Consider the following 21,837-nt stretch of genomic DNA (forward strand, 5'->3'; position numbering starts at 1 on the left):
CGCGTGATGACCACCGCGATCGCGCTGGAGACCAGCAAGGGCGACCTGCCGCTGGCCCTGGGACTGGGGCTGGTGCTGCTGGCGGTGGTGTTGGCGCTGAACGTGCTGATCGCGGCCTTGCGCCAGTGGCGCGAACGGCAGGACGAGGCCGACGCATGAGCGCTCGCGCACGGCTGCTCCGAAGAGAGCGCGTCCTTCCGTCGGGGACGCGGTCACGCAGCAACCGGAGGATCGTGCAGTGAGCGCATCGTCGACGCCTTTGCGCCTGGTGAGCCGCTCGTCGCGCGCGCAGCCGGCCCTGCAGATCGGGCTGGAGGGCGCCAGCGTGCGTTTTGGCGGCAAGACGGCGCTGCACGGCGTGGACCTCAAAGTGCATGCCGGCGAGCGGATCGCCTTCGTCGGGGCCAATGGTTCGGGCAAGAGCACGCTGCTGCGGGTCTTGCATGGGCTGGTGCCGCTGACCGAAGGCCGCCGGTACTGCGGCCGGCGTGAGGACGGACGGGCCTGGCGCCAGGCGATGGTGTTCCAGCGCCCGCACATGCTGCGGCTGAGCGTGCGCCACAACGTGGCCCTGGGCCTGTGGCTGGCCGGTGTGCCCTGGCGTGAATGCGCCGCGCGTGCCGATGAAGCCCTGCGCCGGGTGGGGCTGCACACCCAGGCCGACCGGGCGGCCCGGGTGCTGTCGGGCGGTCAGCAGCAGCGCGTGGCGTTGGCACGGGCCTGGGCCCTGCAGCCCGATGTGCTGCTGCTGGACGAGCCCACCGCCAGCCTGGACCCCTCGGCCAAGCGTGAGGTGGAGGCCTTGATCGAGCAGTTCGCCGGCCAGGGGCTCACCGTGCTGATGAGCTCGCACAACCTGGGCCAGGTGCGGCGCCTGGCCACCCGTGTCGTCTACCTCGAGCAGGGCCGGCTGCTGGCCGATGTCGATGTCGATCGCTTCTTCCACGGCGAGCTGCCGCGACAGGCGCAACTCTTCCTCAAAGGAGAACTGCCATGGCGCTGACACGCGGGCGACTGATTCGCCTGGCCGCCCTCGGGCTGCTGGCCGCCGCAGCGGGCCTGTCGCAGGCTCAGGAGCGTTTCATCGTGATGGCCTCGACGACTTCGACCGAGCAGTCCGGCCTGTTCGCCCACCTGCTGCCGGCCTTCCGGCAGGCCACCGGGATCGAGGTGCGGGTGGTGGCCCTGGGCACCGGCCAGGCGCTGGAGATAGGCCGGCGGGGCGATGCGGATGTTGTCTTCGTGCATGACCAGGACGCCGAGGAGAAGTTCGTCGCCGAAGGCTTCGGCCTGAAGCGCTTTGCGGTGATGTACAACGATTTCGTGCTCGTGGGCCCGAGCAGCGACCCGGCGGGCGTCAGGGGGCGCGACATCGTGGCCGGCTTGCGCAAGGTGGCGGCCGCCGGCGCCCCCTTCATCTCCCGCGGCGACAAGAGCGGCACCCATGCGGCCGAACTGCGCTATTGGAAGGCTGCGGGCATCGATGCGCCCGACACCCGCGTGAGCGGCTACAAGGCCTGCGGATGCGGCATGGGGCCGGCGCTGAACATCGCGTCCGGCAGCCAGGCCTACGTGCTCACCGACCGCGGCACCTGGCTGTCGTTCAGGAACCGCGGCGACCTGGCCGTGTTGGTCGAGGGGGACCGGCGGCTGTTCAACCAATATGGCGTGATCGTGGTCCACCCGGCGCGCCATCCGCATGTGAAGCGCGAGCTGGCGCAGGCCTTCGTCGACTGGGTGGTCTCCGACGCCGGGCAGGCGGCGATCGCGGCCTACCGCATCGGTGGCGAGCCTTTGTTCTTCCCGAACGCGAAGACCGCTCCTTGAGCGGAGGTCAAGCCGGCGAGGTGCCTGCCTTGCGCAGCTTGCGGTACAAGGTGTTGCGCCCGATGCCCAGTTGCCGGGCCGCTTTCGAGACATTGCCGCCAGCGGCGGCGACGGCGCGGCGGATGGTCTCCAGCTCGACGGCCTGCAGCGTGGCCGCCGCAGGAGCGGCGGTGGCGGGCGTCGCCGGCCGCTCGACGAGCGCCGGCGGGGGCATTGCGGCCGTGGGTGCACTGGGCCACAGGGTGGGCCAGTTGAAGAAGGCGCGCAGATAGAGCGCCCGCTCGGGCCGGCCGGGGCACTGCGACGCGACCTTCAGCGGTTCGTCGCCGTGGCGCCGGCAATGGTCGATGACCTCGCCGACGGTGACCCCGAGCACGGCCTGCAGCCCCTGCACCCGCAGGGCCGCGGCACTGAGGCCGAGCTCCTGCAAGGCGGTACGGTTCGCGCCCAGCACAGCCCCGTCGGGGGACACCGCCAGCAGGCCCTCGCGCACCGTGCCCAGCATCTCGGGCCGCGGATGGAAATGCAGCCGCAGCCCCTGGCGGAAGCGGTCGCTGAACCAGTGGTTTTCGATCATCTGGGCCGACAGGCTCACCAGCGCCAGCGTGTGCGGGTGGTAGGAACGCTGGTCGCCGGTCACGTCCAGCACTCCCATCACCTGGCCCGCATGGTCGAAGATGGGGCAGGCCGAGCAGGTCAGGAAGTGGTTGGCCCGCACGAAGTGCTCGCTGCCATGCACTAGCGTGGGCGTCTCGTCGAACAGGGCCGTGCCGATCGCGTTGGTGCCCTTGGTGGCCTCGGACCAGTTCACGCCGGGCGCCAGGGCGATCTGCTGGGCCTTTTCCATGAAGCCGTCGTCGCCCAGGCTGTGCAGGATGGTGCCCTGGCTGTCGGTGAGCACCACCAGGCTGCGGGTGAAGACGATCTGCTCGAACAGCATCTCCATCACCGGCACCGCATGTCGCCACAGCCGCTGGTTGCGCTCGCGCATCTCGCGCAGGCGGGTCTGGGGCACGGGGCTCAGGTCCGGCACGGCACGGGCGTCCACGCCCAGGGCGGCGCAGCGTTCGTGGCTGCGCGCAATCGCGCTGTCGTGGGCGGCTGGCACCAGGGCCGAGCCGGTGGGTGCCCAGGGCTCGCGGGAGCGTCCGGCGGGGCTGTCGAACGGGGGCATGGCGTCTCCTGGCCTTCGGGTCGGGCGTGTCGCCCGCGGCGGCGATCGCCGGGCCCCGGCCGCGACACGGCGGCCGGAGGCGATCACCGCCTGCCAGTGTGGCACCGGGGGGGCGGCTTGCCAAGGCGGGGCCGCCCGGGGGCAGGTGTCCCAGCCTGGAACAGCGGCCGCGCCGGACCCCCCGGAAAACCCGGGTTAGGCCTAGGTTTGCAGCCTCGCGGCCTCGGAAGAAGATTGCATCGCACCGGACCAGGGCGCGGCCATGCCGCGCCGCACGAACCCACCAGCCAACCGAAAGGCGAGCCATGCAAAAGGTTCTGCACATCAATCCCGAGAAGTGCACCGGCTGTCTGCAATGCGAGATGGCCTGCAGCTTCGAGAACTACGGGGTGTATGCGACGTCCAAGTCGCGCATCAAGGTCTTCGACTTCCACCACACCGGCCGCAAGGTGCCCTACACCTGCACACAGTGCGACGAGGCCTGGTGCCTGCATGCCTGCCCGGTGGAGGCCATCACGATCGACAAGATGACCGGCGCCAAGGTGGTGAGCGAAACCACCTGCGTGGGGTGCAAGGTCTGCACCATCGCCTGCCCCTTCGGCACCATCAACTACGTGCAGGAGACCGGCAAGGTCCAGAAATGCGATCTGTGCGGCGGCAAGCCGGCCTGTGCCGAAGCCTGCCCCACCCAGGCCATCACCTTCGTCGATGCCAACTGGACCGGCCTGGACCGCATGAAGGCCTGGGCCGACAAGCTCGGCAACCAACCGGCAGCCGCCTGAAAGGAGTGCATCATGTCCTGGGCTGGCAAGATCCTGCGCGTGAACCTCACCACCGGTGAGTGCAAGAGCGAACCGCTGAACATGACCTGGGCCAAGCAGTACCTGGGTTCGCGTGGCCTCGCATCGAAGTACCTGACCAGCGAGATCGACCCGAAGGTCGATCCGCTGTCGCCGGACAACAAGATCATCTGGGCCACCGGCCCGCTGACGGGCACGATGGCCTCCACCGGCGGGCGCTATACGGTGGTCACCAAGGGGCCGCTGACCGGCGCCATCGCCTGCTCGAACTCGGGCGGCTACTGGGGCGCCGAGCTGAAGATGGCCGGCTGGGACATGGTCATCTTCGAGGGCCGGTCACCCAAGCCCGTCTATCTGTCCATCGAAGACGACAAGGCCGAGCTGCGCGATGCCGCCCATCTGTGGGGCAAGTCGGTGTGGGAGACCGAGGAGATCATCAAGAAGCAGCACCAGGACCCGCTCACCCGCATCTCCAGCATCGGGCAGGCGGGCGAGAACCTGGTCCTGTTCGCCGCGGTGGTCAACGACCTGCACCGCGCTGCCGGCCGCTCCGGCGTGGGCGCGGTGATGGGCAGCAAGAACCTCAAGGCCATCGCCGTGCGCGGCACCAAGGGCGTGGGCAACATCGCCAACCCCAAGGAGTTCATGAAGGTCACCTTCGAGAAGAAGAAGATCCTCGCCGACAACGCCGTCACCGGCCAGGGCCTGCCCACCTATGGCACCCAGGTGCTGATGAACGTGATCAACGAGGTGGGGGCGCTGCCCACGCGCAACCACCGTGACAGCCAGTTCGAAGGGGCCAAGGACATCTCGGCCGAGGCCATGGCCACGCCGCGCAAGAGCGATGGCAAACCCCAGCTCGTGACCAACCAGGCCTGCTTCGGCTGCACCATCGCGTGCGGTCGCATCAGCAAGATCGACCAGACCCACTTCTCGGTGGAGAACAAGCCGCAGTACTGGGGGGCCTCCGGCGGCCTGGAGTACGAGGCGGCCTGGGCGCTGGGCGCAGCCAACGGCGTGAACGACCTGGAGGCGCTGCAGTATGCCAACCTGATCTGCAACGAACAGGGCATGGACCCGATCTCCTTTGGCGCCACCATCGGTGCGGTGATGGAGCTCTACGAGATGGGCGTGCTCAAGAAGGAGCAGATCGGCATCGAGGCGCCCTTCGGCTCGGCCAAGGCCCTGTGCGAGCTGGCCGACATGACGGCCAAGGGCGTGGGCTTCGGCAAGGAGATCGGGCAGGGCAGCAAGCGGCTTTGCGCGAAGTACGGCCATCCCGAGCTGTCGATGAGTGTCAAAGGCCAGGAGTTCCCAGCCTACGATGCCCGCGGTATCCAAGGCATGGGCCTGACCTATGCCACCAGCAACCGCGGAGCCTGCCACCTGCGCAGCTACACCGTGGCCTCCGAGATCCTGGGCATCCCGATGAAAACCGACCCGCTGGTGGCCGATGGCAAGCCCGAGCTGGTCAAGGCCTTCCAGGACGCCACGGCCGTGTTCGACTCCGCCGGTATCTGCATCTTCACCAGCTTCGCCTGGGGCCTGGCCGATGTGCAGCCGCAGGTGGCCGCGGCCTGTGGCGAGGAGTTCACGCTGGAATACCTCAACGAGGTGGGCGAGCGCATCTGGAACATGGAGCGCGACTTCAACAACCGGGCCGGCTTCACCGCCAAGGACGACACCCTGCCGCCGCGTCTGCTCAACGAAGGGGCCAAGACCGGACCGGCCAAGGGTCTGACCAGCAAGCTGCCCGAGATGCTGCCCAAGTATTACGAGGTGCGCGGCTGGACACCCGATGGCCAGCTCAAACCGGAGACGCGCGCCCGCCTGGGCCTGTGACCCCGGCTGTCTGACCCCGTGGGGCGGCCCAGCGCGCTGGCGCCGCCCCTTGTTTTTTGGAGCCTTTCATGAAGCACGTCATCCTCGGCGCCGGCCCGGCCGGCGTGATCGCCGCGGAGACCTTGCGCAAGCACGCCCCGCGCGACGAGATCGTCCTGATCGGCGACGAGCGCGAGCCACCGTACTCGCGCATGGCCATTCCCTACCTGCTGATCGGCAACATCGGCGAGCCGGGCACCTACCTGCGCAAGGCCCCCGATCACTTCCAGCGCCTGAACATCCAGGTGCGCCAGCAGCGCGCCAAGCGGCTCGACGCAGCCGCGCGCCGCCTCACGCTCGATGACGACAGCGTGCTTGGCTTCGACACCTTGCTGATCGCCACCGGCTCCAGCCCGGTGCGCCCGCCCATCCCCGGCATGAACCTGCCCGGCGTGCATCCCTGCTGGACGCTGGAGAACGCGCGCGCCATCGAGCGCCTGGCGGTCAAGGGTGCACGTGTGCTGCAGATGGGCGCCGGCTTCATCGGCTGCATCATCATGGAGGCCTTGGCCATGCGGGGCGTGCAGCTCACGGTGGTGGAAATGGGCGATCGCATGGTGCCGCGCATGATGGGGCCCACGGCCGGTGGCATGATCAAGCGCTGGGTGGAATCCAAGGGGGTGACGGTCTTCACCGGCACGCGCGTGGAGGCCATCGAGAGCGGCACGCCGCTGAAGGTGCGTCTGTCCAACGGACAGCACCTGAGCGTCGATCTCGTGATCAGCGCCACCGGCGTGAAACCCAACATCGGCTTCCTCGAGAACTCGGGTGTGACTTGCCTGCAGGGGGTGTTGACCGATGAGCACATGCGCACCAACGTCCCGGGCATCTATGCCGCCGGCGACTGCGCCGAGGCGCTGGACCTGGTGACGGGCCGGCCCATCGTCAGCGCGATCCAGCCCAACGCGGCCGACCAGGCCTACGTCGCAGCGATGAACATGGCCGGCAAGGCGGCCGTGCTCAAAGGCGTGACGCAGATCAACGTGCTTGACACTCTGGGGCTCATCAGCACGAGCTTCGGGGACTGGCAAGGGGTGCCGGGGGGTGATCGGGTGGAACTCACCGACGAGGCCGGCTGGAAGCACCTGAGCCTGCAGTTCGACGGGGATCGTCTGGTGGGCTGCAACAGCATCGGCTGGACCGACCATGTGGGGGTGATGCGCGGCCTGGTGGAAGGCCGGGTGCGCCTGGGCGCGTGGAAGGACCGCCTGCTGCGCGAGCCCACGCGGCTGATGGAGGCCTACCTCGCCTGCGCGCAGTCGCAGCACCAGTGGCAGGCGGCCCGGCTGAAAGCCGCGGCATGATGTGCCCATGAAGATCACCTTCAAGCTCTACGCCACACTGACCGATTACCTGCCGCCGCAGGCGCGCAGCGACAACCGCATCGAGCTCGATGTGGATCCGCAGGCCACGATCGAGCAGATCGTGGCCCCGTTCAACCTGCCGATGAAGCTCGTGCACCTGGTGCTGGTCAACGGCGTCTTCGTGCCGCCGCAGGAGCGCTCCACCCGCCGCCTGCAGGAGGGCGACGTGTTGGCGATCTGGCCCCCCATCGCCGGGGGCTGAGGGCCATGCAGTCGCACTATCCCGAGTGCTTCGAGCGGGAGATGGGCTGCACCGAGGCCGAATGGCTGGGATGGCTGCCAGGCGCGGTCGCCCAGGCCGCGCTGCGGTTGCAGCCGGGACGGGCGCAGGTGGCGCTCGGCGCCGGCTGCCTGCATCTGCGCTGGCAGCCCCTGCCGCCGCGGCGGATCGCGCTGGTGCAATTGCCGCGCCTGTTCGTGTCCTTCCGCTTCGAGGGGGTGGGGCCGGCTCAGCGACAGGCCTTCATGCGCCACTTTGACTTGTACATGCAGCGCGGCGGGGGATGAGGCCGGCGCCGGCCCGCCTGCTGCACGCGGCCGGCTTGGTATGGTGGCGGCTGTCGAGCATCACCCTGCGGGTTCCTCTATGTCCGTCCTGTCCCTCGTGCTGCGCCGCCTGCGCGCGGCGATCCCCGGTCTTCTCGCCGTCGCTGGCTGGGTGCCGATGGCCCCGGTGCATGCCGCCGACGAGGTGCCCTTCATCACCACCCCCGACCACGTGACCCAGGCGATGCTGGAGCTCGCCCGAGTAGGGCCGGACGATTTCCTCGTCGATCTCGGCTCGGGCGATGGCCGCATCGTCATCACCGCGGCACGCCGCTTCGGGGCCCGCGGTCTGGGGGTGGAGATCGTGCCGGAGCTGGTGGCCCGCAGCATCGTGAATGCGCGCCAGGCCGGCGTGGCCGACCGCACCGAGTTTCGTGTGCAGGACCTGTTCCACACCGACCTGTCGCATGCCAGCGTGGTCACGATGTACCTGCTGCCCGAGGTCAATCTGGCGCTGCGGCCGCGGCTGGAGCAACTGGCCCCCGGCACCCGCATCGTTTCGCACGACTGGGACCTGGGCGATTGGCTGCCCGATGAGAGCCGCACCCTGGACGTGCCCGACAAACCGGTGGGCCGCGAGAAGCTCAGCCGCTTGTACCTGTGGGTGGTGCCGGCGCGGGTGGAGGGGCTGTGGTGCGGTCTCGGCGACGGACGAGGCCTGACGCTGAGCCTGCGCCAGCGCCATCAGGTGTTCGATGCCACCTTGGGCCGCGAGGGCCGGGCGGCATTGGGACTGGTGGGGCGTATCCACGGGCGGTGGCTCGCCGCGCTGCAGGCAGGACGCGGCACGGACGGGACGTGGCGCTGGTCGCTCGAAGGCGGGCAGCTTCACCTGGTGCACTCCGGCGATGCCGCCTGGGCACGCACGGGCCTGCGGTTCGAGCGCGCCGGCAGCGCCGGCTGCAGTGCGCCCTGATGCGCTATCGTTGCAGGAATTCCTGTGTGCAGAGGAACCGACGACCATGCATCCTTTCTTCCTTGCGAACGACCCCGTGCGGGGCGGTGAACCGGGCGACAAGGCCGAGAAGTCCGACAAGGCGGGCAACCTCGCCGAGCGTCTGGTCTTCCAGTCGCGCTTCATCCTGGTCTTTGGCGAGATCAATCCGGCCGTCGCGCGCACGACCTGCGAGAAGCTGATCGCGATGGCGCAGGAGTCCGATGCCCCGATCCACGTGCTGGTGTCCTCGCCGGGCGGCCATGTGGAGTCGGGCGATGCCATCCACGACATGATCCGCTTCGTGCGTGCACCGGTCACCACCATCGGTACCGGCTGGGTGGCCAGTGCCGGTACGCACATCTTCCTGGCCGCGCCCAGGGAGCGCCGTGTGTGCCTGCCCAACACGCGCTTCATGATCCACCAGCCCGGCGGCGGCGCTGGCGGCCAGGCCACCGACATCGCCATCCAGGCGCGCGAGATCCTGCGCATCCGCGAGCGCATCGCCCGCCACACCGCGGCGGCCACCGGGCAACCGCTGGAGAAGGTGCAGGCCGACATGGAGCGCGACTATTGGATGAACGCGCAGGAGGCGATCGACTACGGCATCGTCTCGCGCATCATCGAGCGCTACACGGAGCTGGGCTGAACGCCGCAAGGCGCCTGGTCGTGCTCGCGCACGCCGTGCCGGCGCAACACCTGTGCCTCGCCGGCCTGACCCGGCTCGCGTGGGGTGCAGTGCTCGGCCGAGGGTGTGCGTGAGTGTTAGCCGCTGGCTGGGTTGAGGTTCAGGCCACCTATGCGGTGCTGGTGGCGCGCACCTCGGCCAGCGTGGTCACGCCGGCCAGCACCTTGAGGATGCCGTCCTGTCGCAGGGTGCGCAGCCCCTCGGACAGGGCCTGGCGCAACAGGGTGTCGGCGCGCGCGCCGGTCTGGATCAGGTGGCGCAACTCGCGGCTGACCACCATCAGCTCATGCAGGCCCGCCCGGCCCCTGAAGCCGGTGTGGTTGCATTTTTCGCAGCCGGGGCTGTCGTGGTGCATCAGGCGGCCGTCACGGCCGTGGCGCTCGATCCAGCCGTTCAGCACGGCTTCGCGCGTGAAGCGCGGGTCGTCCTTCGGGCACACGTGCAGGTAGTCGGCCAGCAGTTCCTCGACTTCCTCGGCGGTGGCGGGGCGGCTGGTGCGGCATTCGTTGCACAGCCGGCGCACCAGGCGCTGCGCCAGCACGGCCAGCAGCGAGTCGGCGAAGTTGAAGGGGTCCATGCCCATGTCGAGCAGGCGCGTGACGGTCTCCGGTGCGCTGTTGGTGTGCAGGGTGGACAGCACGAGGTGTCCGGTGAGCGAGGCCTCGATCGCGATCTGCGCGGTTTCCTGATCGCGGATCTCGCCGACCATGATCACATCGGGGTCGGCGCGCAGGAAGGCGCGCAGGGCCTTGGCAAAGGTCCAGTCGATCTTGGGGTTGACCTGCACCTGGCGCAACCCGGGCTGGGTGATCTCCACCGGGTCCTCGGCCGTCCAGATCTTTCGTTCGGGCACGTTGATGTAGCTCAACGCCGAATGCAGCGTGGTGGTCTTGCCCGAGCCGGTGGGGCCCACGCACAGCACCAGGCCGTGCGGGCGCTCCATCGCCTGCTGCAGTCGCTCGAGGTTGTCGCTGGCCAGGCCGAGCTGGTCCAGCGGGATGGGCTTGGCCGAGGCCAGGATGCGCATCACCACGTCTTCGAGGTTGTTGTTCGTGGGGATGGTGGCCACACGCAGCTCCAAGCGGTGCCCGGGCATGAAGCGGGCGAAGTTGATCTTCCCGTCTTGCGGCTTGCGGCGCTCGGAGATGTCGAGGTCGCACATGATCTTGATGCGCGCGACCAGGGCATTGCGGTAGGTGTGGGGCAGTTCCAGATAGGGTTGCAGCAGGCCGTCCTTGCGGAAGCGCACCTTCACCTTCTCGCGGCCCGGGTAGCATTCGATGTGGATGTCGGAGGCCCCCTGCTGATGCGCATCGACGATCATCGTGTTGATCAGTCGCACCAGCGAATTGTCCGACTGCTCGATCAAGGGCTCGTCGATCCCCTCGTCGGCGGCTGCGGGGCTGTCCTTCTCCAGCGATTCGACAAGACGACCGGCCGTGTCGGGCTCGAACTCGATCGGCGCGAGTTGTGCGTGCAGCGACCACACGTCGCTGCCGATCTTCTCGTAGGCCTGGCGGATCGCCAGACCCAGGCTGCCCACCCGGGCCAGGGCGGGCACGATCTTGAGCTGGCTGACGAACTCCAGTTCCTCCAGGGCCTCGCGCTGCGAGGGATCTTCCATCGCCACGGCGAGCCGCCCGTCCCACAGCTGCAGCGGCAGCACCTCCAGGCGCGAGGCCATCGCGAAGGGGATCTTGCGCAGCGCCTCCACGTCGGTGGGGAAGTTCGTCACGTCCACCAACGGATAGCCCATCTTGTGGGCCAGCGCGGTCTGCAGATCCTGGCGCGAGACCAGTTGCATGCGCACCAGCAGCTCGCCCAGCGGCACGCTGCGGTCTGAGCGTTGCTGCGCCAGGGCCTCTTCGAGCTGCGCCGGCGTGATCATGCCCAGCGACACCAGGGCCTCGCCGATGCGCATCATCGGCATGCGCGCTTGCTGTTCGAGGGCGGCCTTGAGCTGCTCGGGCTCGACGATCTGTCGAGTGAGCAAGATGTCGCCGAGCTTGCGCTCGCGCAGGGCCTCTTGCTCGCGCACGGCCTGCTCGACTTGCTCGGCCGTGGCGGCCCGGTGCGAGACGAGCACGTCGCCGATGCGTGGACCGAGCTCGACGCGCTCATAGGCCGAGCGCGGCACGAACAGCCGGTGCACGCCCCCGTGCTCGTCCACCGGCGGGAAGAGGAACAGCCCGGCGTCGGTCTCCACATGGCCCACCGTCTCGCCGGTCAGCGCCTGGCCCTGGCGCATGTGCACGCGGTAAGGGGTGCGCGGGCGGGCATCGAGCAGCCCGGCGCGGTTGTCCTGCTCGGCCAGAGGCTGGGCCGGCAGCACCTCGCGCAGGGTCAGGGTGCGGAACTGCTCGAAGCGCAGCGACATCGTCGTGCGTGCCGGCGGCACTTGCACATAGGCCACCCGCTCCTCGGGCACGAAGAAGATGAGCCGGCCCGACAGGAGCCGCTGGTTCAGGCCCTCGATGTCACATGCGATCGGCTGCTGCTGTTCCTGTGCGGCCGGGTAGGCGGCAAAGGGCGGGGTGGGCCAGCGGAAGGCGGCATGCCGGGACTTCTCACGTGCAGGCACAGCGGGCGCCTCGTGCAAGGGCATCGGGAGGGTGTCGGTCGTCATGGTCGTGGTCGGCGCAGTCCGCGGGCACCTTGCCCAGGCTGCCGTCTACTGTCGGGCACCGGCGACCGGCCTGAGCCTCGGAATAAACCGGCATCGGCCGTCCTGTTTCGCGGATGCCTGCGAAGCGCCCGCCTTGCTGGCGTGTGCCGGCGCTTGGCATACTGTCGCATTGGTGCGACGCGCGCCGCCTTCTCATGCTTTGACGACCCATCGCTTGGACTTCTCCGTCGTTGCTCTGGCCAGCGCCGTGCTGGGACTGCTGCTGGCCCTGGTGCTGGCCCTGACGATTCCCTACGTCCCCGACGCGGAGGGAGCGGGCTACTGGGTCTTGGCTTTTCTGCCCTTGGGCCTGGGCAGCGCCTTGATTGCGCGCGGTGAGCAGTTGCCGGCGCTGCTGCTGCTGTTGCGCGAGCCCCTGCTGCTGCTGGGCTATGCGCTGTTGCTCATCGGGTTGAGGCACTACCTGCGTCTGGGTCGGCCCTGGACGCTGGCCGGGACCGTGGTGTTCGCCGGGATGGTGCTGTCGGCGTTCTTCGTCGCGGTGTTTCCCAACCCCGAGGCCCGCTTGGCCGTGCGCACCGGTGGCATTGCCATCCTGATGGGGGCGGCGGTGTGGAGCCTGCGCGGCATCGGCAGTGGTGGGCTTCGGGCGGTGCGGCTGTTCCTGCAGGGGGCTTGCGGCCTGATCGCCTTGCTGGCCGTGTTGCGTCTGCTCGCGCTGGGTTTGCTCGCCCTGGGGGTTGCGCTGCCCGGGGTGGGGCGCATGCTGGGCATCCAACTGGCCAGCATGGTCACCACGCTGTGCGTGCTGGCGGTCATCTGCGGTCTGACCCTGCTGATGACGGCCCGGATGAACGAGGCCCTGCTGCAGTTGACCATCCGAGACCCGCTCACCGGGGTGCTCAACCGGCGCGGTCTGGACGATGCGATGGGCACCGTGCTGGCCTTCGCCCGGCGGGTGGGCCGTCCGGTGGCGGTGCTGGCCTGTGACATCGACCACTTCAAGCGCGTGAACGACACCCATGGCCATGCCCAGGGCGATGCGGTGCTGCGGGATTTTGCCGCGCTCCTGGCCGAGCACCTGCCCCAGGCCGACCTCGTCGGCCGCCTCGGCGGCGAGGAGTTCGCCGTGGTCCTGCCCGGCGCCGACGGCCCTGAGGCCCTGCGCGAGGCCGAACGCCTGCGGGCGGTGGTGGCGGCCCATGCCTTTTCGGTGCAGGGGCAGCGCCTGCCGCTGACCGCCAGCTTCGGCGTGGCCTCGGCTCCCGGTGCACAGGCCTCCTGGACCGAGCTGATCGCCCGGGCCGATGCCGCGCTGTATGACGCCAAGGCCCAAGGGCGCAACCGCTGCGTGCTGGCCCCGTCGGCCTCGGCCGAGGGGCCGCGCACCGAGCCTGCCGTCCTTGTGGCGGGAGGGTAGGGCCATGAACCTGGGCGCACCACAGTACTGGGGCCTGCTGCTGGCCATGATGTTGCTGTCACTGATCGTGCTGGGCCTGCTGGCCCTGCTGCGGCGTGTGGCGGCCGACCAACCAGGCCCGGAGGTCTGGACGCGCGCGCTGGCCTGGGTGGTGCTGGGCATGGGCCTGGCTGGCGTGGCCGCGCTGCACACCGGCACGGCCTGGCGGATCGCCTATGCCTTCGGTTCGGGCTTGTTACTGCTGGGGATCGGCCTGCTGGGCGAGGGCCTGCGGCGCTTCCAGGGCCAGCGCATGCGCATGCGAGGGGTCCTGACCGTGGTGGCGGCTGCCGTGAGCGTCATCCTCGTGTTCGAAGCCGGGGGGCGGTCCTTCGGCAGCCTCTTGTGGGTTTCGGCGGTGGCGGCGCTGATGTGGTTGAACGTCGGTTGGGTGGCCTGGCACAGCATGAGGCCGGGCTTCCTGGCGATCCACCTCGGGCTGCTGCTCAGCGCCCTGGTGCTGGCGGCCGGGTGGATCACGCGGGGCGCCGTGCTGGCACAGGCGGGGCCGCAGCATTGGCGCGACGCCTTGCCCGAGGCCAATGCCTGGCTGCTGATGTTGTCCTTCGTCGCCTCGGGCACGCTGGCCCTGCTGTTCGTGCTGCTGGTCAACTTCCGCCTGGCCGAGAAGCTGCGGGCCGAGGCCGTGCGCGACCCCCTCACCGGGGCGCTCAACCGGCGCGGCTTCGAAGACCGCAGCAGCCGTCTGATGGCGCTGTCGGCCCAGTTGGGCCAGTCGGTGACCGTGCTGGTCCTGGACATCGACCACTTCAAGAACGTCAATGACCAGCATGGCCACCAGGTGGGCGATCGGGTGCTCAAGGCGCTGTCGGCGCTGGTGCACCGGGCCAAGCGTGAGACCGATCTGTTCGCCCGGCTGGGCGGCGAGGAGTTCTGTCTCGTGCTGCCCGGCACCGACGTGCCCGGCGCCCGCGTTTTCGCCGAGCGGCTGCGCCACAGCTTCGAAGTTCTGGAGATCGACACCGGCAGCCGTTTCCTGCGCTGCACGATGAGCATCGGCGTGGCCTATGCGTCGGCGGCGATGCTGCAGTCCCGGCGTGTGGACCTCGTGGACCTGCTGCACCAGGCCGACGAAGCCCTGTACGAAGCCAAACGGGCCGGCCGCAACCGGCTTCGCTTCTATGCCTCGCCCGAGGTCGTCTCCAGCCGGCTGGACTCGCGCCTGTTCGCCACGACCAGCGCCCCCTCGGACTTCGGTGCTTCGCGTCCCGCCTGGGGGAATTCCTCGGCTGGGCGCTGAACGGGCGCCCACGCAGGTAACCTGTTGGCTGTTTGCACCGAATCTACGCTCAGGCCGACGGATCGCCCCGGTGCGGCGGCCCCGTGGACTCGGGCCCGTCCCGACGCAGAACTCCGAGGCGACCTCTCATGACCCGACCGGCTGACCTGACCGACTCTTACCGCTGGATGGCCCGCTACAACCGCTGGTTCAACCGGCGGCTGTACGAGGCCGCCGCCCGGCTGGACGATGCGCAACGCAAGCGTGACTGCGGGGCCTACTTCGGATCGGTGCATGCCACGCTGAACCATCTGGTCGTTGCCGACAAGCTGTGGCTGGGGCGTTTGCGGGACCAGGGCACGCCCTTCGACCTGCTGCCGGCCGAGGTCGTGCACCTGGGCGTCTTCCGTGGCCTGGACATGCCGCTCTTCGACGACTTCGAGGCCATGCGTGCGCATCGCGACGTGATGGACGCGGCCATCGAGGATCTGGCCGAGCGCCTCACGGTGCCGGTCGTCTCGCGTCCCATGCGCTACGCCAACACCCGGGGCGAGGCCCGCGAGCATCCCACCTGGCAGGCCCTGAGTCATTTCTTCAACCACCAGACCCACCACCGCGGGCAGGTGACCACGCTGCTGATGCAAGCCGGCATCGACCCGGGCGTGACCGACCTGATCGCGCTGGTGAACCTTCCGGAGACGTCCCGCCCATGACCCTGAACCGCCGCCGCCTGCTGAGCCTGCCCCTGATGGGCGTGTTCGCCCACGCCTGGGCCCGCAACGACTGGGCCGCCATCGAACGCGCTGCCCGCGGCCAGACCGTGCATTTCAACGCCTGGGCTGGCAGCGACCTGATCAATGCCTACCTGCAATGGGCTGGGGCCGAGCTGATGCGCCGCCATGGCGTGCGGCTCGAACACGTGAGAATCACCGACACCGCCGAGGTGGTGCGGCGCGTGCGCACCGAGAAGCAGGCCGGCCGCTTGCGTGACGGCAGCGTCGATGCGGTGTGGATCAACGGCGAGAACTTCCTGGCAATGAAGCGCGAAGGCCTGCTCTTCGGGCCCTTCGCCGAGACCCTGCCCAACCACCGCTGGGTGGACACCGAGGGCAAGCCCACCACGCGCATCGATTTCTCCGAGCCCGTCGAGGGCATGGAGGCCCCCTGGGGCATGGCCCAGCTCACCTTCTTTGGCGACCGCCGGCGCGTGCCCTCGCCGCCGCGCAGCCTGGACGAACTCGGCGCCTTCATCACGCGCCACCCCGGCCGCTTCACCTACCCCCGACCGCCCAGCTTCCACGGCACCACCTTCCTCAAGCAGGTGCTGATGGAAAGCCTGCCCGACCGCCGTGTGTTGGAGCGCCCGGTGCAGCCCGAGACCTTCGCCGAGGTCACGGCCCCCCTGTGGGCCTGGCTCGACGCCCACCATCGCCACCTGTGGCGCGGCGGCCGCCAGTTCCCCGCCAACGACACGGCGCTGCGCCAGATGCTGAGCGACGGCGAGCTGTGGATCGCACTCACCTTCAACCCCAATGCCGCGGCCAACCACATCGCTCAAGGCCTGCTGCCCGACACGGTGGTGAGCTGGCAGCATCGGCGCGGGACGATCGGCAACACGCACTTCATCGCCATCCCTTTCAACGCGCGCGCGAAGGAGGGGGCCCAGGTGATGATCAACTTCCTGCTCTCGCCGCTGGCCCAGGGGCGCAAGGCCGACATCCGCCACTGGGGCGACCCCACGGTGCTGGCGCTGGACCGCCTGAGCCCGGCCGACCGTGCCCATTTCAGCGGCGCCGACGCGCCCGGGGTGGTGCGTGAGCCGGCACCGGTCTGGCCCGAGCCGCATGCGAGCTGGGTCGAACCCATCGAGCGCGAATGGACGCGGCGCTACGGCGTGTGAGCCCGGCGCTGCCATCGACGGCCCGGCTGGCGCTGGGGCTGCCGATGCTGGCGCTCTTTGCCGCCCCACTGGCCGTGGCGCTGGCCACGGCGGCGGCCGAGGTGGCATCGGCCGACGGGTGGCGGGCCCTGGGGGCTGATCCGCAGTTCCTGCCCGCCTTGCGCCTCAGCCTGGTCACGGGCCTGGGCAGCACGGCGTTGGCCCTGGTCGTGGTGCTGTGGTGGGTGCCGCGCCTCCATGGGGGCGCGGCCTGGGCCTGGATGATGCGTGTGCTCGGGCCGGTGCTGTCGCTGCCGCATCTGGCCTTTGCGATCGGCCTGGCGCTGCTGGTGACGCCCAGCGGCGTCTTGATGCGTTTGCTGGCCCCCTGGGCCGGTTGGGACGCCCCGCCGCCCTGGCCCACGGTGAACGATGGCTGGGGGCTGGCGCTCGTGGTGGCGCTCGTGGCCAAGGAGGTGCCTTACCTCCTGTGGAACGTGGCCGCCTTGCTGCACCAGGGCCATGAAGGGGCGCGGCTGCAGCGCGAGCGGACGGTGGCCGCGTCGATGGGCTACGGGCCGGTGCGCGCCTGGCATCGCCTGCTGTGGCCCCAGTTGCTGCCCCGGCTGGCGTGGCCCCTGGCGGCCGTGCTGGCCTATGGCATCACGGTGGTGGACATGGCCGTGGTGCTGGGGCCCACCACTCCACCCACCCTGGGCGTGCTGGCCTGGCAATGGCTGCTCGATGCGTCGCCGCAGCGCCAGGCCCAGGGGGCGGCGGCCGTGGGCGTGCTGTGCGCCCTGTGGCTCTCGACCCTGGCGCTGGCCGTGCTCACTTGGCGACTGTCGCAGCGCTGGCGGCGCCGGCGTGCCACACGAGGCGATCGAGGCTCTGCGAGCCGCCGCGCGCCGGTGTCCGGCCCGGCACTGCTGGGCGCAGGCATCGCGCTGTACGGTCTGGTGATGCTCGCCGTGCTGGGGGTGTCTTTCGTCGGGGTCTGGCCCTTTCCCGATCTGGTGCCCGAGCGTTGGACGGCCCAGGCCTGGGCGCAGGCGCTGCGCCAGCCGGTCGTCCTGGGCCACACCCTGGGCCTGGCGCTGGTGTCGTCGTCTGCGGCCGTGCTGCTGGTGATGGCCTGGATGGAGGCCACGCCCGCTCGCTGGGACCTGCGCAGTGCGCCGGCCCTCTATGCGCCCATGGTGCTGCCCTCGCTGCTGCTCACGCTGGGCCTGTACCGTGGCGCACTGGCACTGGGCCTGGACGGCACGTGGTGGACGGTGGCCTGGGCGCACGGCCTGTTCGTGCTGCCCTATGTGTGGGTGGCGCTGGCACCGGCCTACCGTGCCTACGATGCGCGCTATCGCCAGGTGGCGGTGTCGCTGCGCGGCAGCGAGTGGCGCCACTGGTGGGCCATCAAGCTGCCGCTGCTGCGTGCGCCGCTGGCCGCTGCGTGGGCGGTGGGCGTGGCGGTCAGCGTGGCGCAGTTCCTGCCCACCCAGTTTCTCGGGGCCGGCCGGGTGCCCACGGCGACCACCGAGGCCCTCACGCTGGCCGCCGGCGGCCAGCGCCACACCCTGGCGGCCTTCGCGGCCCTGCAGATGCTGGTGCCGGTGCTGGCCTTTGCCGCGGCCGCCCGGATCGGGCATCGCGCCGCGTGGAGGGAACGCACGTGAGCCTGGTCCTGGAGCGCGTGAGCCTGCGGCTGGGCCCGCGCAGGCTGATCGACGAGTTGAACGCCACCGTCGGCCCCGGCGAGGTGCTGGCCGTGATGGGCCCCAGCGGCTCGGGCAAGTCCAGCTTGCTGGCCTGGCTGTGCGGCACGCTGCCGCCGGCCTTGCAGGCGCAGGGCAGGGCCCGCCTGAACGGGCGCGAAATCCACACGCTGCCGCTGGCCCAACGCCGTGTGGGCATCCTCTTCCAGGACGACCTGCTCTTTCCGCATCTCACGGCGCTGGAGAACCTGCTTTTTGCCCTGCCCGCCGGGCCGCGTGCCGAACGCGTCGCCCAGGCCCGGGCCGCCCTGGCGCGGGCCGAACTGGCCGGCCTGGGCGATCGCCGGCCGCACCAGCTCTCGGGCGGCCAGCGTTCGCGCGTGGCGGTGCTGCGCGCCTTGCTGGCCCGACCCGAGGCCCTGCTGCTCGATGAACCGTTCTCGCGACTGGATGTGGCCCTGCGCGAGCGCTTCCGTGCCTTCGTGTTTGCGCAGGCGCGCGAGGCGGGCATACCGACGGTGCTGGTGACCCATGATGCGACCGACGTGCCTGAAGGCGCCCAGGTCCTGACCCTGGGCACTTCGGAGAGGCACGATGCTTGACCGCCCTGCGTTGCGACTGTTGCAGCCGCTGCTGCACCCGATGGCCCGTGGCCTGCATCGCATGGGCCTGAGGGCCGATGCCGTCACCTGGGCCGGCTTCGTGATCGGCCTGGGAGGGGCGGTGGCGATCGCCCTGTCACAACCCCTGCTTGGCCTTGCGCTGATCCTCCTGAGCCGCCTGTGCGACGGCCTGGACGGCACGCTCGCGCGCCTGAGCGGGCCCACGCCCCGCGGCGCCTTCCTGGACATCACGCTGGACTTCCTCTTCTACGCCAGCATCCCGCTGGCGTTTGCGCTGGCCGACCCACCGGCCAATGCCCTGCCGGCGGCCGTGCTGCTGGCCGCCTTCATCGGCACTGGCAGCAGCTTCCTCGCATTTGCCGTGCTGGCCGAACGCCAGGGCCTGCGCAGCCAGGCCTATCCGCAAAAAGGCTTCTACTACCTCGGCGGCTTCACCGAAGCCACCGAGACGCTGACCTGCTTTGCACTGATGTGCCTGTGGCCCCAGCACTTTGCCTGGTGGGCCCATGGCTTTGCCGCGCTGTGCGGGCTCACCGTGGTCACGCGCCTTGCGGCCGGCTGGCAGGTCTTCGGCCGTGCGAACCCCTCGAACAAGGACACCCCATGAACGTGCGCAAACTTCTGCTGCTGTCGTTGGTGCTTGCTGGTGTCGTGGCCTTCTTCGCCTTCGATCTGCAGCGCTACCTCAGCCTCGATGAACTCAAGCGCCAGCAGGCTGCCCTGGCCGAACTCTACGCGCGCCACCCTGCGAGGGTGATCGCCGCCTACTTCCTTGTCTACCTGGCCGTCACGGCGCTGTCGCTGCCGGGGGCCGCCGTGCTCACGCTGGCCGGGGGGGCGCTCTTCGGCCTCGTGGCGGGCACGGTGATCGTCTCGTTTGCGTCCAGCATCGGCGCGCTGCTGGCCTTCCTCGTGGCGCGCTATCTGCTGCGCGAGGCCGTGCAGCGGCGCTTTGGCGCTCGGCTCGCGCAGATCAACGCGGGCATCGAGCGCGATGGCGCCTTCTACCTCTTCACGCTGCGCCTCGTGCCGATCGTGCCCTTCTTCATCATCAACCTGGTGATGGGCCTCACCCGCATGAAAGCGGGCACCTTCTATGGGGTGAGCCAGCTCGGCATGTTGGCCGGTACCGTGGTCTACGTGAACGCGGGCACCCAACTGGCGCGGATCGACTCGCTGGCCGGCATCCTGTCGCCCGCGCTGGTCGGCTCCTTCGTGTTGCTGGGCGTGTTCCCCTGGATCGCCAGGCGGGTGGTGCGCGCCGTGCAGCGCGGCCGCGTCCATGCCCGCTGGCGCAGCGTGCGCCCGCGCCGCTACGACCGCAACCTCGTTGTCATCGGGGCCGGGGCCGCCGGTCTGGTGTCGGCCTACATCGCCGCCACCGTGCGCGCCAAGGTCACCCTGGTCGAGCGCCACAAGATGGGCGGCGATTGCCTGAACTATGGCTGCGTGCCCAGCAAAGCTCTGATCCGCACGGCCAGGCTCGCTCACCAGATGCGCCACGCCTCGCGCCATGGCCTGGCCGACACGCCGCCGTCGATCGACTTTGCGCAAGTGATGGACCGTGTGCACCGCGTCATCGCCGAGATCGAGCCGCACGACTCGGTGGCGCGTTACACCGGCCTGGGCGTGGACGTCGTGCAGGGTCACGCCCGCCTCGTCAACCCCTGGACGGTGGCCATCACCCGCGAAGACGGCTCGGTGCAGACCCTGACCACCCGCGCAGTGATCCTGGCCACCGGCGCCGAACCTTTCGTGCCCGACCTGCCGGGCCTGAAGGAGATGGGCTGCCTGACCTCCGACACCCTGTGGAGCCTGCGCGCGCTGCCGCGCCGCCTCATCGTGCTGGGCGGCGGGCCCATCGGCTGCGAGCTGGCCCAGGCCTTTGCACGGCTGGGGTCCGAGGTCACCCAGGTCGAGATGGCGCCGCGCCTGATGCTCAAGGAGGACGAGGACGCGGCGGGTCTCGTGCGTGCATCGCTCGAACGCGATGGCGTGCGCGTGCTCACCGCCCACCGCGCGCTGCGCTGCGAGCCGGGCCCCGACGGGAAACGCCTCATCGCCGAACACGATGGCCGGGAGGTCGTGATCGAGGGTGACGAGATCCTGTGCGCCGTGGGCCGTGTGGCGCGCCTGCAAGGCCACGGCCTGGACACCTTGGGCATCCCCACCGGGCGCGTCATCGAGACCAACGAGTATCTCGAAACCCTCTACCCGAACATCTATGCCGCCGGCGACGCGGCCGGCCCCTTCCAATTCACGCACGTGGCCGCGCACCAGGCCTGGTATGCCGCCGTGAACGCGCTCTTCGGGCCGCTGAAGACCTTCAAGGCCGACTATTCGGTCATCCCCTGGGCCACCTTCACCGACCCCGAAGTGGCCCGCGTGGGCCTGAGCGAAGACGAGGCCCGGCGCCAGGGCGTGGCCTACGAGCTCACGCGCTACGGCATCGACGACCTCGACCGGGCCATCGCCGACGGCCAGGCCCACGGCTTCGTCAAGGTGCTCACCGTCCCCGGCAAAGACCGCATCCTGGGCGTGACCATCGTCGGTGAGCATGCCGCCGACCTGCTGGCCGAATTCGTGCTGGCGATGAAGCACGGCCTGGGGCTGAACAAGATCCTCGGCACCATCCACATCTATCCCACCCTGGCCGAGGCCAACAAGTACGCCGCCGGCGAGTGGAAGAAGGCCCACAAGCCCGAGGCCTTGCTGCGCTGGGTCGAGCGCTATCACGCCTGGCGACGTGGTGAGTGATGGTGACCGCGGCTGAACTTTGCCGCTGCCGCGGACTCTGCTCCTCATGACCTCCGATCGATTTCGGCTGTGGCGCTTCCTGCCGGCCCTGCTCGTGCTGGGCACAGCCGGTGCGGCGGGCAATGTAGCCTGCCACTGTTTCACCCTGCACGCGTTCGTGCTCCTGGGGAAGCCAGCCAACGAAGGCGTCGGCGGGGGCGAGGCTGACGGAACCTTGCTGCGGCTGGTCCACGCCGGCGAGGAGCCGCAGCAGCGTGGATTTGCCGGCTCCGTTGGCACCCACCACGCCCACCACGTCCCCGGGGGCCACTGTCAGGGAGAGCCCGG

Annotated in this window: 19 protein-coding genes and 2 pseudogenes; 18 read left to right on the plus strand and 3 right to left on the minus strand. The window is 69.8% G+C overall.

Annotation, left to right across the window (positions count from 1 at the left end; genetic code table 11):
• The 3 genes and pseudogenes from ACK42S_RS04845 to ACK42S_RS04855 form a co-directional block, all read left to right on the plus strand.
• A pseudogene (locus tag ACK42S_RS04845) lies at positions 1-159 on the plus strand (ABC transporter permease); the annotation flags it as partial.
• Positions 160-265: 106 nt separating this feature from the next.
• The gene (locus ACK42S_RS04850; RefSeq protein ID WP_409704086.1) at positions 266-1,003 is read left to right on the plus strand and encodes a phosphate ABC transporter ATP-binding protein; all 738 of its coding nucleotides are present in this window, start codon (positions 266-268) and stop codon (positions 1,001-1,003) included.
• Positions 994-1,827: a substrate-binding domain-containing protein gene (locus tag ACK42S_RS04855; protein WP_409704049.1), complete on the plus strand. Its 834-nt coding sequence runs from the start codon at positions 994-996 to the stop codon at positions 1,825-1,827. The genes ACK42S_RS04850 and ACK42S_RS04855 overlap by 10 nt, the downstream gene beginning before the upstream one ends.
• 7 nt (positions 1,828-1,834) lie before the next feature.
• Here ACK42S_RS04855 and ACK42S_RS04860 read toward each other — a convergent pair whose 3' ends face one another.
• Positions 1,835-3,001 carry a helix-turn-helix domain-containing protein gene (locus tag ACK42S_RS04860; RefSeq protein ID WP_409704051.1) on the minus strand — a complete coding sequence of 389 codons (1,167 nt, stop codon included), beginning with the start codon at positions 2,999-3,001 and terminating at the stop codon, positions 1,835-1,837.
• A gap of 305 nt (positions 3,002-3,306) precedes the next feature.
• Here ACK42S_RS04860 and ACK42S_RS04865 point away from each other — a divergent pair, with 305 nt between their 5' ends.
• From ACK42S_RS04865 to ACK42S_RS04895, 7 genes are all read left to right on the plus strand, one after another.
• Positions 3,307-3,783: a 4Fe-4S dicluster domain-containing protein gene (locus tag ACK42S_RS04865; RefSeq protein WP_409704053.1), complete on the plus strand. Its 477-nt coding sequence runs from the start codon at positions 3,307-3,309 to the stop codon at positions 3,781-3,783.
• Between the two features lie 12 nt (positions 3,784-3,795).
• The gene (locus tag ACK42S_RS04870; protein ID WP_409704055.1) at positions 3,796-5,643 is read left to right on the plus strand and encodes an aldehyde ferredoxin oxidoreductase family protein; all 1,848 of its coding nucleotides are present in this window, start codon (positions 3,796-3,798) and stop codon (positions 5,641-5,643) included.
• A gap of 68 nt (positions 5,644-5,711) precedes the next feature.
• Entirely contained in the window at positions 5,712-6,986 is a 1,275-nt protein-coding gene (locus tag ACK42S_RS04875) for an NAD(P)/FAD-dependent oxidoreductase (protein ID WP_409704057.1), read from the plus strand.
• Positions 6,987-6,993: 7 nt separating this feature from the next.
• Positions 6,994-7,248, plus strand: coding sequence for a MoaD/ThiS family protein (locus tag ACK42S_RS04880; protein ID WP_409704059.1), 255 nt, complete (start codon positions 6,994-6,996; stop codon positions 7,246-7,248).
• A gap of 5 nt (positions 7,249-7,253) precedes the next feature.
• Entirely contained in the window at positions 7,254-7,553 is a 300-nt protein-coding gene (locus ACK42S_RS04885; protein ID WP_409704061.1) for a hypothetical protein, read from the plus strand.
• A gap of 79 nt (positions 7,554-7,632) precedes the next feature.
• The gene (locus ACK42S_RS04890; protein WP_409704063.1) at positions 7,633-8,508 is read left to right on the plus strand and encodes an SAM-dependent methyltransferase; all 876 of its coding nucleotides are present in this window, start codon (positions 7,633-7,635) and stop codon (positions 8,506-8,508) included.
• 46 nt (positions 8,509-8,554) lie between these two features.
• Entirely contained in the window at positions 8,555-9,175 is a 621-nt protein-coding gene (locus tag ACK42S_RS04895) for an ATP-dependent Clp protease proteolytic subunit (RefSeq protein ID WP_409704065.1), read from the plus strand.
• Positions 9,176-9,323: 148 nt separating this feature from the next.
• On the opposite strand, the gene ACK42S_RS04900 is transcribed toward ACK42S_RS04895, so the two are convergent.
• Positions 9,324-11,840: an ATPase, T2SS/T4P/T4SS family gene (locus ACK42S_RS04900; protein WP_409704067.1), complete on the minus strand. Its 2,517-nt coding sequence runs from the start codon at positions 11,838-11,840 to the stop codon at positions 9,324-9,326.
• A gap of 214 nt (positions 11,841-12,054) precedes the next feature.
• Here ACK42S_RS04900 and ACK42S_RS04905 point away from each other — a divergent pair, with 214 nt between their 5' ends.
• The 8 genes from ACK42S_RS04905 to ACK42S_RS04940 all read left to right on the plus strand — a co-directional run bounded on the left by ACK42S_RS04905 (position 12,055) and on the right by ACK42S_RS04940 (position 21,510).
• Complete coding sequence (locus ACK42S_RS04905; protein ID WP_409704069.1) at positions 12,055-13,260, plus strand: GGDEF domain-containing protein; 1,206 nt, start codon at positions 12,055-12,057, stop codon at positions 13,258-13,260.
• A gap of 4 nt (positions 13,261-13,264) precedes the next feature.
• Positions 13,265-14,560, plus strand: coding sequence for a GGDEF domain-containing protein (locus ACK42S_RS04910; RefSeq protein ID WP_409704071.1), 1,296 nt, complete (start codon positions 13,265-13,267; stop codon positions 14,558-14,560).
• A gap of 128 nt (positions 14,561-14,688) precedes the next feature.
• Positions 14,689-15,252: a DinB family protein gene (locus ACK42S_RS04915; RefSeq protein WP_409704073.1), complete on the plus strand. Its 564-nt coding sequence runs from the start codon at positions 14,689-14,691 to the stop codon at positions 15,250-15,252.
• Positions 15,249-16,439, plus strand: coding sequence for an ABC transporter substrate-binding protein (locus ACK42S_RS04920; RefSeq protein ID WP_409704076.1), 1,191 nt, complete (start codon positions 15,249-15,251; stop codon positions 16,437-16,439). The genes ACK42S_RS04915 and ACK42S_RS04920 overlap by 4 nt, the downstream gene beginning before the upstream one ends.
• Positions 16,415-18,091, plus strand: coding sequence for an ABC transporter permease (locus ACK42S_RS04925; RefSeq protein WP_409704078.1), 1,677 nt, complete (start codon positions 16,415-16,417; stop codon positions 18,089-18,091). Before ACK42S_RS04920 ends, ACK42S_RS04925 begins: the two co-directional genes overlap by 25 nt.
• Positions 18,088-18,732, plus strand: coding sequence for an ATP-binding cassette domain-containing protein (locus ACK42S_RS04930; RefSeq protein WP_409704080.1), 645 nt, complete (start codon positions 18,088-18,090; stop codon positions 18,730-18,732). The genes ACK42S_RS04925 and ACK42S_RS04930 overlap by 4 nt, the downstream gene beginning before the upstream one ends.
• A complete protein-coding gene (locus ACK42S_RS04935) occupies positions 18,725-19,360 on the plus strand; it encodes a CDP-alcohol phosphatidyltransferase family protein (RefSeq protein ID WP_409704082.1) in 636 nt (211 codons plus the stop codon). The genes ACK42S_RS04930 and ACK42S_RS04935 overlap by 8 nt, the downstream gene beginning before the upstream one ends.
• Positions 19,357-21,510 carry an FAD-dependent oxidoreductase gene (locus ACK42S_RS04940; RefSeq protein ID WP_409704084.1) on the plus strand — a complete coding sequence of 718 codons (2,154 nt, stop codon included), beginning with the start codon at positions 19,357-19,359 and terminating at the stop codon, positions 21,508-21,510. The genes ACK42S_RS04935 and ACK42S_RS04940 overlap by 4 nt, the downstream gene beginning before the upstream one ends.
• 193 nt (positions 21,511-21,703) lie before the next feature.
• Here the strand turns inward: ACK42S_RS04940 and ACK42S_RS04945 are convergent.
• A pseudogene (locus ACK42S_RS04945) lies at positions 21,704-21,820 on the minus strand (ATP-binding cassette domain-containing protein); the annotation flags it as partial.
• Positions 21,821-21,837 lie beyond the last annotated feature (17 nt).

The sequence above is a fragment of the Caldimonas sp. genome (assembly GCF_046289365.1).
In the GTDB taxonomy this organism is placed as follows: Bacteria; Pseudomonadota; Gammaproteobacteria; order Burkholderiales; family Burkholderiaceae_C; genus Caldimonas.